General features: G+C 39.8%; 9 protein-coding genes and 1 pseudogene. 6 read left to right on the top strand and 4 right to left on the bottom strand.

The features are described 5' to 3' along the window. Positions 1–94: 94 nt before the first annotated feature. A complete protein-coding gene (gene aroG / locus ACM2FC_RS00415; protein WP_498478838.1) occupies positions 95–1,147 on the top strand; it encodes a 3-deoxy-7-phosphoheptulonate synthase AroG in 1,053 nt (350 codons plus the stop codon). A gap of 58 nt (positions 1,148–1,205) precedes the next feature. On the opposite strand, the gene ACM2FC_RS00410 is transcribed toward aroG, so the two are convergent. Together ACM2FC_RS00410 and ACM2FC_RS00405 are read right to left on the bottom strand one after the other, a co-directional pair. Next, positions 1,206–3,011, bottom strand: a complete 1,806-nt coding sequence (locus ACM2FC_RS00410) for an FUSC family protein (RefSeq protein ID WP_498478837.1) — start codon at positions 3,009–3,011, stop codon at positions 1,206–1,208. Between the two features lie 75 nt (positions 3,012–3,086). Then, on the bottom strand, positions 3,087–4,052 hold the full coding sequence (locus ACM2FC_RS00405; protein WP_498478836.1) for an HlyD family secretion protein: 966 nt from the start codon (positions 4,050–4,052) through the stop codon (positions 3,087–3,089). 282 nt (positions 4,053–4,334) lie between these two features. On the opposite strand from ACM2FC_RS00405, the gene ACM2FC_RS00400 reads away from it, so the two are divergent. From ACM2FC_RS00400 to ACM2FC_RS00390, 3 genes and pseudogenes are all read left to right on the top strand, one after another. Then, entirely contained in the window at positions 4,335–5,243 is a 909-nt protein-coding gene (locus ACM2FC_RS00400) for an aldo/keto reductase (protein ID WP_498478835.1), read from the top strand. Between the two features lie 272 nt (positions 5,244–5,515). Beyond that, positions 5,516–6,328 carry an ion transporter gene (locus ACM2FC_RS00395; RefSeq protein WP_498478834.1) on the top strand — a complete coding sequence of 271 codons (813 nt, stop codon included), beginning with the start codon at positions 5,516–5,518 and terminating at the stop codon, positions 6,326–6,328. A 151-nt stretch (positions 6,329–6,479) separates the two neighbouring features. Further along, positions 6,480–6,887, top strand: a pseudogene (locus ACM2FC_RS00390) (bifunctional diaminohydroxyphosphoribosylaminopyrimidine deaminase/5-amino-6-(5-phosphoribosylamino)uracil reductase RibD). Between the two features lie 181 nt (positions 6,888–7,068). Here the strand turns inward: ACM2FC_RS00390 and ACM2FC_RS00385 are convergent. Continuing rightward, on the bottom strand, positions 7,069–7,584 hold the full coding sequence (locus ACM2FC_RS00385) for a hypothetical protein (RefSeq protein ID WP_498478833.1): 516 nt from the start codon (positions 7,582–7,584) through the stop codon (positions 7,069–7,071). Between the two features lie 481 nt (positions 7,585–8,065). Here ACM2FC_RS00385 and ACM2FC_RS00380 point away from each other — a divergent pair, with 481 nt between their 5' ends. Then, positions 8,066–9,067, top strand: a complete 1,002-nt coding sequence (locus ACM2FC_RS00380) for a metal-dependent hydrolase (RefSeq protein WP_498478832.1) — start codon at positions 8,066–8,068, stop codon at positions 9,065–9,067. 84 nt (positions 9,068–9,151) lie between these two features. Here ACM2FC_RS00380 and ACM2FC_RS00375 read toward each other — a convergent pair whose 3' ends face one another. Beyond that, a complete protein-coding gene (locus ACM2FC_RS00375) occupies positions 9,152–10,072 on the bottom strand; it encodes a LysR family transcriptional regulator (RefSeq protein ID WP_498478831.1) in 921 nt (306 codons plus the stop codon). A gap of 249 nt (positions 10,073–10,321) precedes the next feature. Between ACM2FC_RS00375 and ACM2FC_RS00370 the strand changes: the two genes are divergently transcribed. Continuing rightward, complete coding sequence (locus tag ACM2FC_RS00370) at positions 10,322–12,109, top strand: sodium:solute symporter family transporter (RefSeq protein ID WP_498478830.1); 1,788 nt, start codon at positions 10,322–10,324, stop codon at positions 12,107–12,109. Positions 12,110–12,172: the final 63 nt, after the last annotated feature.

The raw sequence follows: 12,172 nt of genomic DNA, 5'->3' as shown, positions 1-12,172 counted from the left end.
TTACACGCATTAGCAACATGAAATACTGATTTGAGCGTGCTCTTTGGTTCCTTTCCAACTGAGCAGTGTAAGAGTAAATAGGAAAAAACCAGCGATGTTCCAAACCGATGACGTAAGAATTAAACAAGTTAAAGAGCTATTACCCCCAGTTGCAGTACTGGAAAAATATCCTGCAACAGAAATTGCGTCTTCGACTACTTTCCAATCTAGAAAAGCCATCCACGATATTTTAAATGACAAAGATGATCGACTATTAGTTGTTGTTGGACCATGCTCAATTCACGATCCAGAAGCAGCGATTGAATACGGAAAACGCTTAAAAGTACTTCGTGATGAGTTAGGCGATAAGCTTGAAATTGTCATGCGCGTCTATTTTGAAAAACCAAGAACAACGGTGGGATGGAAAGGCTTGATCAATGACCCGTATCTTAATGACACGTTTAAGTTAAACGATGGGCTGCGTATTGGTCGTAAATTATTGCTTGATTTAACTGATATGGGGATGCCAACTGCTAGTGAATTCCTAGATATGATTACGCCCCAGTATGTCGCGGATTTAATTAGCTGGGGAGCAATTGGTGCCCGCACGACAGAGTCTCAAGTTCACCGTGAGCTTTCTTCTGGCTTATCGTGCCCAGTTGGTTTTAAAAATGGTACTGACGGCAACATTAAGATTGCGACTGATGCTATTCGTTCATCAAGTGCATCGCATCACTTTTTATCAGTCACTAAATACGGTCATTCCGCTATCGTTGAAACGGCAGGTAACCCTGATTGCCATATTATTCTACGCGGAGGCAAAGAGCCGAATTATAGTGCAGATCACGTTGCTGAAATCAAAGACCAACTGGAGGCTTCTGGCTTACCGCAAAAGGTAATGATTGACTTTAGTCATGCGAACAGTTCTAAGCAATTTAAGCGTCAAATGATTGTTTCAGAAGATGTGTCGGCTCAAGTTGCTCGCGGGGACAAAGCGATATTTGGTGTAATGATTGAATCTCACCTTGTTGAGGGGAGACAAGATTTGGTTAACGGTAAAGCAGAGGTGTATGGTCAGTCCATTACTGATGGATGCATTGGTTGGGCAGATACTGAAAAAATGCTCCGTCAGTTAGCAGATGCGGTAGAGGCGAGAAGAAACGCCTAACATAGTAGAAGTTTTTAAAGGAGGCTCCCATAGGGAGCCTCGTTTGTTTGTATCGGTTTTAGCACAGAGTTCGCTGCATTTCAGCCAAGCGTTTTAAGTGTATCCAGAAGTTATCTTTCAATATTGATTGGCTTTGAATTGGCGAGCTGTGTATGAATGCATCGTGACTTAAGCGGTGATATAAGTTTGTAAACTCGGCTGCCTTGTTCGCATCAACAGATTTAAGTTGGTTAAGGTCATACTCTATCTGCCAATGCCAGTAGCTATTTAGCGCTTGTTTTTGGTGGAAGAAATAGTCTTTTATCAGGTTGTTTTTCACGACTTTTAAGTAATTAAGTAAAGACTGTTGGGCTTGCGCCTCAAACGCTTCCTTTTGATTCTGCAAATTTTTTGGCCAGAGCCACTTGATGATAATGAAAGTAAAAACGATTCCGAAGAAAATGCCCATTATTCTCGATACGGATGCATCTAGGTGGGAGTCAGAACCAAGCCCAACAACGAAACAAATAATACCCTGTAAAGCGATATAATTATGTTTGGCTTCGAAGAAAGTGGCTTCTAATATGAAGCTTATCGCCAATATTATAAAAAAGTAGGCAAAGGGATTGCCTCCGATAATAGTCAGAGCGGGTATAGCTAACAGAAAACCCGTTATAGCACCTATTAGCCTCTGCTTACCTTTATGTGTGGCGTTAGAGTCGTAGAACATGACGAAAAGGAGGGCAGTGATTGCGAGTTGGACATTGGGTTGGTAGCCCAAGAACAACCAAAATAGAGGTAATGAGACAACAATTAATGTCCATCGAAGGGCATTAACATACTCAAATTTAATGAGTTTCTTTGTCCATTGCCTGCGATGAAACTTGTCTGGTTCGATGGCATTGACAGCGTTATGCATAAATCCGAAAGTTTGATGCCAGAATTGCTCCAAAGCGCTGTCATTGGCTGTTAGACTTCTCGCCACTAGATGGGATATATGCTTAATACGCCTGTTGGAAAGAGAGGTGGGGTTTTCAAATAAACAACGGATAAACTTTTTCAATAGTACTTTTTCACGAGCATGATCAGTGGAACTATCTGCTCTAGGTATATCTGAACTGTTTACTTTCAGGTTTGACAATAAGTAGTTAATACCATGCAGATAGTGCTCTATCTGGCGACAAAATCTGATTCTAGCGATGTAGTATGGCTTTTTAACTTCCATGTGTGCCGAAGCAATTTTGGCCTCAATTTTTTTTGTACTCGCTAGAACTTCGCCAACTTGAAAAAGTAGCTGATTTTGATGCTCGTAATTACGTGATTTTAACTCAAGATACAAATTCCAAATTAATTCGCCCACTTGTTTTTGGTATGTCTTCCACAAGTCTTCAAGTTCTTTTGAAGCGCGAAAGCTAAAACTAAACCAATGCGTTGCTAATCCAACGACTGAGCCAATTAAGATTTCATACATACGCGCAATATGTAACTGCACGATCGCATCGTTAGGTAACCCCATGGGTGTACTAAAAAGAAGAAATGTTACAGAGCCATATAACCAAAAGTAGCTATATCTAAGATCAAGCTTTGAGTTACAAAAGCCAAGTGACGCGACCACGATAAGAGTTAATAAATAAATAGAGCCGTACGAAGAAAAGAAAAAGGAGATGATGCCCCACAGTATACAGCCACATACAGTCCCCGCTACTCGTTGTTTTGCCTTGCTGGCGACATGACCTACTTCGTTAAATGAAGAGACAACGGCTGCGCTGATTCCTGCCCAGTATACTTCATCAAGGTGAAGAAACTGGGTAATCGTCATACTTATCGCAACAGCTAAGGCTACTCTTGCTGCAAATAGATATCGAACATTATTTTGTTGAGTCATTATTATCTTCAGTATGTCGGTTGAAGTGTTTAAGTCAGTTGGTTGGCATGAACCAACCGACTTTAACTGGGTTGTCTAGTTTGGAAATATGAATACTTTGGCACTTAATCCTTTTACTAAACCATGGATATGTTCATCTAACTGGACTTTTACGGGGACGCGGTATTCGTAACGAATTAGGCTAGTTTCAGGCGTGACATATGGCAAGCCTCCTCTTTCATTATTGGAAGACCGAGCAATACCACGATCAGTGCTTACCACATGAGCTTTGTATATATGGCCTGGTCTACTGGTTAGATACACCCAAGCTGTTTGTCCTGGCTTAATTTTCATTAGGTTGCTTTCTTTGATGTCAGCCGTTATCCACCAATTATTTCGTACGATACTGAATAGGTTGTCGGCTTGCTGCACATAGTCGCCAGGTTGAAGAATCATATTACTTACATAACCAGAAACGCTTGCACGAATAGTCGTATTGTTGAGCTGCCACATGTCTGTAGCGACAGTATCTTTTAGCTTTTGGATTGTTTTTTGATCAAGTACTAGCTGTTGTTTTGCTTTATTTAGTGCGACTTTATCTGCTTGTAATTGCAAACGAGATATGTTGCTAGTCGTACGTACCTCATCTAGGCTTTTTTTATCTATTAAATGCTTGGCTTCTAGCGCTATATCTCTAGATAAATTGGTTTCGTTTAGCTTGGATTGCAACTGGTCTTGCGCCTGTTTGATTTGAGCTGCGTGAATGTTGGATTGATCGATAGCCACTTTACTTTCGGCAGAGCTGAGTAATGATTGGTCTTGCTTCAAAGTGAGTTTGTAATTGGTATCATCCAATTGAATTAGAGGCTGTCCCGCTTTAACTTTTTGATGGTTTGCAACTAACACTTTGCTAATTTCACCGTCGAGTTGGCTCGGTACGTTGACCCAGTCGGAATTCACATAAGCATCATTGTTGTACACAAAATAATAACCGGACGTGTAATAAGCGGCATAAAGAATAATGCAAGCAAGTATTGTGTATATCCAGTGGTGCTTTGACATGTTTAGCCTTCAATTCAGTATCAATTTAAGATATGAAGAATGTTATCTTTGAGTGATCTTTGTCACAACTGAAGAAGCGCAAAGCATTTTTGCAACTGCTGCAATAGTTATTCTAATGTCTTATTTTACAATGAGTTATATTTATTGTTCTTAAGCTTTAATGCGCCTAAAAAGTCAGTTGATTTAACTATCAATAGCAAAAGAATTGTTTAACAAAACAATCTATTGAGAAAAAAGCCGCCAGAGCATACTCTCTTGTAAGTTCAAAAAAAGGAGAAACTCATGGTTGCAAAGGTAGTTGTAGCGCAACAAGGCCCAGAATTGTCCGAGTTAGTACAAGGTTATTGGCGGTTATCTGAATGGAATATGACGCCACAACAGCGCCTAAGCTTTCTAAAGCAGCATATCGAATTAGGTATTACGACGGTTGATCATGCCGACATTTATGGCAATTATGAATGTGAAAAGCTGTTTGGTGAAGCGCTTGCTCTGGATACAAGTGTTCGTGATGAAATACAAATTGTGACGAAGTGCGATATAAAGCTTTGCAGCGACAAAGCTCCGGAGCGAAAAATTAATCACTATGACACTAGCGCGAAACATATCTATCAATCGGTAGACAACTCGCTTGAGCGTCTGGGTGTCAGTGAAATCGATGTTCTGTTGATACATCGTCCAGATGCTTTGATGGATGCAGACGAAGTAGCGGGTGCATTTTCTGAGCTGCACAAAGTGGGCAAAGTAAAACATTTTGGTGTGTCTAACTTTACTCCTCGTCAGTTTGACCTACTGCAATCGCGCCTTGGTAAACCACTAGTAACAAATCAGGTGGAAATCAATCCACTAAATTTCGATGTTGTTCATGATGGCACGTTAGATCAATTGCAGCTTCTTCGTACTCGTCCAATGGCATGGTCATGTTTAGCGGGCGGTGGTCTGTTCAATGCCAGAACTGAACAGGCTAAGAGAATCAGATCTGAGTTGGAGTTAATTCGCGAAGAGGTTGGAGCTGAATCTATCGATCAAGTTATCTATGCGTGGGTACGTGCTTTACCAAGTAAGCCACTACCGATCATAGGCTCGGGCAAAATTGAACGCGTGCAAGCAGCGATTTCAGCGTTAGAACTGGAACTCACTCGTGAGCAATGGTTTCGTGTTTGGATTGCATCAAAAGGTCATGGGGTGCCATAGTCCCATAAGACCAAACTCAATCACTTATCATTAATCCCGCGCTTTATAGTGTGGGATTTTTTTCGCTCAAAGTTCCATCAAGTTGTAAAAAACATTAACTGTTGGTGATTAACGTCAATGTTTAAAAATTCATTGAGAATTAACCATTGAGGGATATTGATGATAAATCTTTATTTTAGGATTATGACGTTATCGAGCGTTATTTGTGTGTTAATTGCGAATTCTCTTAACTGAGTAAATCCATATTCCCTATTGTTTAGCAAGGAGGCTAAATGATCGAACAGCCTGACACGTGGCAAGCCAAATTTGAACGATTAAGAAGCAACAAAATTTTTGAGCTGTTTGTTGTTGGTGTCATCATATTTTCTGCACTAGTGATTGGTGCGAAAACTTACGAGTTGCCTTCATTTGTTGTGCAGCTTATTCACGTTTTAGATTGGTTTATCACTTTCATATTTTTGGTTGAAATCATCATCCGATTTATTGGGGAAAAAGATAAGAAGCGCTTTTTTAAAAACGGCTGGAACGTCTTTGATACCCTGATAGTTGTGGTGAGCTTGATACCAATATCAGATAGCGAGTTGGCCTTAGTCGGGCGCTTAGTTCGTATTTTCCGCGTGCTGCGTATGGTGTCTATCATTCCAGAGTTGCGAATGTTACTAAACTCGTTAATCAAAGCAATGCCTCAGTTAGGCTATGTGATGCTTTTGATGTTCATTATCTTCTATATCTACGCAGCAATTGGTAGCACGTTCTTTGCTCAGATTAACCCAGATCTTTGGGGAGATATCTCTATCAGCTTGTTAACCCTGTTTCGTGTGATGACCTTTGAGGATTGGACGGATGTTATGTACGAAACCATGGCAGTATATAAGCTGAGTTGGCTGTATTACCTGTCATTTATCTTTTTTACAGCCTTTGCTTTTTTAAATATGGTGATTGGAATAGTGGTTAATGTCCTTGAGCAAGAACATGCAGCGGTTCGAGAGGAGAACAGCAAGAAGGAAAACGAGCCAACAATGAAGGAACTTAAGCAAGAATTGGCAGAGATTAAATCTTTGCTGCAAGCGCAACAGCAGAAGTAAAGATTAAGGTTTTCTTAATGCCGATATCGCATGAGTTTGCGAAGGTATATACTGCGTTGAGCTATCTTTGGAAGTGTTGCTAGCATTTTCAAAGAGTCGCTTTTATTGGAACTTAAATTTTTCTATCGGAAGCCATAGGAATGCAGTATTTATGTCCGAGAAATTCATGTTGAAGGCATTAGAGGTATCACGTAATGCCCTGCCTAAGTGCAACCCTAATCCCCCGTGGGCTTATTTTAGTAAAGAATGGTCAAATCGTGTCGCAGGGGTACACCCAAGAAATCGGTGGTAACCATGCTGAAGTTGAGGCTTTAATCGCATATTCAGGCTTGTGAAAAGACGTGACGGCTTATGTCATGCTTGAACCCTGTTCTTTCGTTGGCCGAACACCTTGGTTCAGTCAGGAATTAAAAATGTTGTGGTCTCAATGTTAGACCCAGACCCAAGAAATAGTGGAAAAGGTGTTAAGATACTCGAACAGGCAGGTATTTCGGTTCAACTGGGGGAATGCCTAGAACATATGAACCCATTTTTAACTCCATATTTGGGTAAGTCCTGAACCTATATTTCATTTTGAGATAAATGATGTGCTAAATATCTCATCGATTTAGATCTATTAATGTTAATAGTAAAGGTTGTCTTCCAAATATAAACTAGTACATAAAATTCGATACCGATGACCTTGAATAGGCCCCATACGTAGTGTATGGGACCTATATGTTTAACTACATATATTAGAATCAGGTACAATTAATTACACTGAAAGTTGTAGCTACTAAGTTTAGGGTAATAGGGATACCTTTAGTATTTCTTGGCCTATTTCCTAGGATTTCACATGTAGTACTTCCATCTGTATTAAATGCTGGCGTGTAAACATTTTTCTGATAAGCCTCAGTGACTATTGCATTTTTTACAACGATTGTGAAATCATAGCTTTTGTCACCAAAGAATGACGAGTATTTATTAGCATTCTGGGGCACGAAGCCATAGTTGTGGTATGGAGGGTAAGAGAGTGAGCCTAAGCTATAGTAATCCTCCGAATACAAATCTCCAACACTTACATGCACTCCGTTTATTACATCGCTACTGCTTCCATTATCAGGAGTTGGTGATTCAACTAATGTACAATATGAACTATCAGGTGTTGCGCTGTTTAAGGAACATTTAAAAATCGCATCTCCCGTTGTCGTAGAATTTGCGTAAGAAAGTGCCGATACACTAAATAATCCAATAAAAGTAATAAGAGACTTTTTCATTAATACTTCCCTAACTAATGTTTGTAATAATAAGTGAAATTGTGAAATATGTTGTGTTTGCCGGCGTACGGTATAGTTAAAGTTATTCTGCTTTATTTCAATTGAGTGATTGAGTGTTTATGATATTAGTCACGATATTTGTTAACATAACTTTAACGCTTGTTAATTAACCGAATTCTTTATTTTGATGATGAATTTATTTATTGAAAACCAATAATAATGATGATTTTTATATCAAATATTAATTAATTTTTTTATTATCTAATTTAAATGTTAATACGAATATTGAATGGTACGTCTAAGCTGAAGTAGAAAGATAGCCTTTGGCTCTGCATATCTTGCCAAGAATTAAAGTGATAAAGACAAAAATAAGACTCTTGTACACAAAATAATAAAATTATCTAGTCATAGGGTTATGATTTACTGATGAAGGAAGATCTATCAACTACTATATAAGTTAAATTCTATCAATGAGTTAGTTATGGATCCATTAACGCAGGGTATACTGGGAGCCTCTTTATCGCAGTCGGCCAGTAAAAAGCAACACTTGGTTATTGCTGGGGTTATCGGGCTGCTTGCTGGAATGGCTCCTGACTTAGATATTTTGATTCGTTCGTCTAGCGATCCATTGCTGTTTTTGGAATACCACCGACATTTTACCCATTCACTATTATTTATTCCTATTGGTAGCTTTATTTGTGCTCTGGTTTTACACCTATTGATAGGAAAACGGCAAGGACTGTCGTTTAAACAAAGTTGGCTTTTTAGCGCTTTAGGCTTTAGTACTCATGCGCTATTGGATGCCTGTACTTCTTATGGAACTCAGTTGTTGTGGCCACTAACCAACCAACGTTATGCATGGAATACTATATCGGTGATAGATCCCGCATTCACACTTCCTATCTTGATCTTGCTTGCATTTGCTACATGGAAGCGAAACTTTTGGTTTGCTCGAGCTGCATTTGTTTGGGCTCTGATTTATCCGACGTTTGGAATGATACAAAGGGACAGAGCTGAGGCTGCTGGATGGCAACTTGCAAAGGAGCGCCAACATATGCCGACTAAAATAGAAGCCAAACCTAGCTTTGCCAATATATTGTTATGGAAAGTCGTCTATGACGTAGGAGATAAATACTATGTAGATGCTGTTCGAGTTGGTACATCGGTAAAAAACTATCCTGGCGAATCTATCGCTAAGCTTGACGTTAGCAGAGATTTCTCTTGGCTTGACCCAAATTCGCAACAAATCAAAGACATTGAGCGCTTTCGCCACTTCTCTGCTGGTTACTTAGCTCAGGACCCAACCGATGAGCTGCGTATAATCGACGTGCGATATTCGGTTGTCCCAAACCAGCTTAAAGCCTTATGGAGCATTAAACTATCTCCATTAGCTGCAGTGGATTCGCATGCCACATACGAAACACATCGAGATAACACTCCAGCATCCAGACAAATATTTTTAGATATGTTGTTGGACTTTTGAAGTATTCGTACAGCTAGGGCCAAATACAATTGTATCCTCAGAACGAGCCCATTATAAACAGGCTGCGTTATAAGTTTGAATTTGTTAGCAATATTTTTCTTTTACAATATCTTTTATCGCTGTAGATTGCTGTTTGTATATATTAATGAAATCTATCGTCGGTTGATTTAACTCAAGCCGTTTGTAATACATATATAGTGGAAGAGATAAAGACATTTCCTGAATCGGTATACATTTGCACTGATCATTTGTTATCAACTTGATGCATTCTGGAACGATTGAAACACCTAAACCTGATGCCACGACTGTGACTAAGTTCCTCATGTTGTCTGGTTGAAAATTCACTTTTGGTGAGAATCCACACTCATGGCAAAGTAAAAATATGCTTTCGTAAATCTTCGACCATTCTGTTCGATGAAAAAATATGAAACTGTCTTCTTTCAGTTCTTTTAATCGTATTTCGTGTCTATTGGCCAAAGGGTGATGAGCCGACACAATGGCAACTAAGCGATCTGTGTAAACTTCATGGCAGGCAAATTGGCGTTCATCAAGCTTATATTGGCTACGTGAAAAAGCGATATCTATCTTTTCCTTTTTTAATGCCTCACATTGCTCCTTACTCGACATTTCAAACAAATTCACTTGAATATTTGTATGACAACATCTCAATTCTCGAATGAGGTTTGGTAGAAAAAATGAGCTGGCTGTTGCTAAATAGCCGATATTAATTTGACTATCAATATTTAGTTTAGAATGTCCGAGTAGCGCTTTAATACGAGTGTCATTGGATATGATTTTGAGTGCTTCGGGTATCAATAATTCACCCGTATTGGTTAGCTCTACCTGATGTGTATTTCTCTTAAAGAGCTTGGCTCCAAGCTCAGATTCCAGATCAGAAATATGTCTTGAAACGGTCGGCTGTGCAGTATGCAGTTCTCTGGCCGCTGCAGAAAAATTTTGTAATTTCGCCACACAGACAAACGTCTTTAGATTTTTAATCTCCATACACTCGTTATACTCAAAATGTTTAATTGTAATACTTTATTACTATTTCCACGGAAAGAGAAGGATGTTTATATTACGGTGTGCGATGTGAATCAAATTGACTAGAAAGCGTATAGAGAATGGGCTCTTCGACTGAGATAGACAAGAAAAATAACAACTCAGTGAGCTTATTAAAATTTCAATTAAAACAAATTATTACCAATCATGATTAGGGTATGCCCTAAATCTCTACAACACAGGAAAGCCTAAATGGATATCAATATCGTCGTTTTACTCGTGTATTTTGCATTTCTTATTTTGATCGGGTGGCTCTTCAGAGCGAGTGCCGAAAATACCAGTGAATACTTCCGAGGTGGTGGTCGCATGCTCTGGTGGATGGTTGGTTCAAGCGCTTTCATGATGGCGATCAGTGCGATGACGTTTACTGGACTGATGGGTAAAGCGCTGACTGGCGGCATATCCGTTGCCATTGTATTCTTTGCGAATGCATTAGGGTATTTCTGTAACTATCTATTTTTTGCAGCCAAAGCTAGGCAAATGAGAATAATTAGCCCGCTGCAAGGTATACGGCAGCGATTGGGTAAAACTAACGAACAAGTGTTTACTTGGGCAAATGTTCCACTAAGTGTTTTACAAGCAGGTTTATGGCTTAACGGTCTTGCTGTGTTTACCAGTGCCGTAGTTGGTGTTCCACTTGAAGAAACAATCATTGGCGCTGGCTTGGTAGTCTTGTTTATTTCGTTAGTAGGCGGTAGCTGGGCAGTCGTTGCGTCCGATTTTATGCAGATGCTCATCATGGTTGTGATGACATTCGTTGCAGCAGTCGTTGCTGTTTGGAAGTCCGGCGGTTTAACCAATTTAATGCATGTTGGCTTGCCTCATCAAGAACTGATGGGAGATGGCTATAGCCACGCTTATTTATTTGTTGGTTGGTTTATCGCAATTTTCGTCAAACAGTTCTTCAGTACTAACAATATGATCGATTCGTATCGGTTTATCTCAGCTAAGGATACCAAGCATGCGCGCAAAGCCGCCGTCTTGGCTTGTGTTTTGATGATTATTGGGCCGCTTATGTGGTTCTTACCTGCTTGGTACGTAGCAGGCCATTACCCAGACGTTTCTACTTGGGGATTGAAAGGGTTAGGAGACAAAATAGCAGACGCTACTTACTATATGTTTGTTAGCCGCGAGATGCCTGTTGGTATGGTTGGGCTGATGTTAGCAGCAATGTTTGCAGCGACTATGTCTTCGATGGATTCAGCTCTAAACCGAAACGCTGGGATTATCCTGAAAAGTTTTTACGAACCTTATCTTTGCAAAAATTTCTCAGAAAAACACCTGATGTCAGTGAGCAAAATTTTAACGGCATTGTTTGGTGTATTAATTATTGTGGTGGCCTTGTTCCTTTCTTCATTGAGGCAGTTCGGGTTGTTCGATCTGATGATGTTAGTTGGAACCTTGGTCGGATTCCCAATCCTTATCCCTTCTATTATGTGTTTCTTTGTTCGCAAGACACCAGATTGGGCAGGGTGGGGAACCGTACTCGTTGGTATGTGTGTTTCAGCGATTATCGCATTTGGTATTACACCGCATACCATTGAGTGGGCTCTTGGTATGAAAACGCCAATTTCAGCCCGTGAGTTTGCAGAAATGAAATCGGTAACGCTTGGTGTGGTAGGGCATATGGTGATCACTTTACCGTTTTTTGTCCTTTCTCAGTTTTTCTATAAAGAGCCTTCAAAAGAGAGAGCGGAAGAAGTCGAAGCGTTTTTCAATAATGTGGATACTGAAGTGGTTGTTGAAGAGACACCTTACAGTGTTGCTATGGATAACAAACAGCATGAAATGCTTGGGAAAATGCTATTAGCGGGTGCTTTCTTTCTTGCTTTGCTTGTGTTTATCCCGAACCCACTATGGGGTAAAGCGCTGTTTGTTTTGGTCGCTGCAATCGTTGGGTTTATCGGAGCGTTACTGCTTTTATCGATAAAAAAACAACCTGAATTAGAATCTGCCAACGCGACGGTTTCATCTGAATAAAGCACAAAGTAAATTTATTTATATTTTAAAAAAGAGGTAGCAACTCTTCGCTACCTCTTCGGA

The sequence above is a fragment of the Vibrio sp. A37 genome, assembly GCF_059777565.1.
Note: the sequence above shows the minus strand (reverse complement) of the source record. Positions and strands in the feature narration are given on the sequence as shown.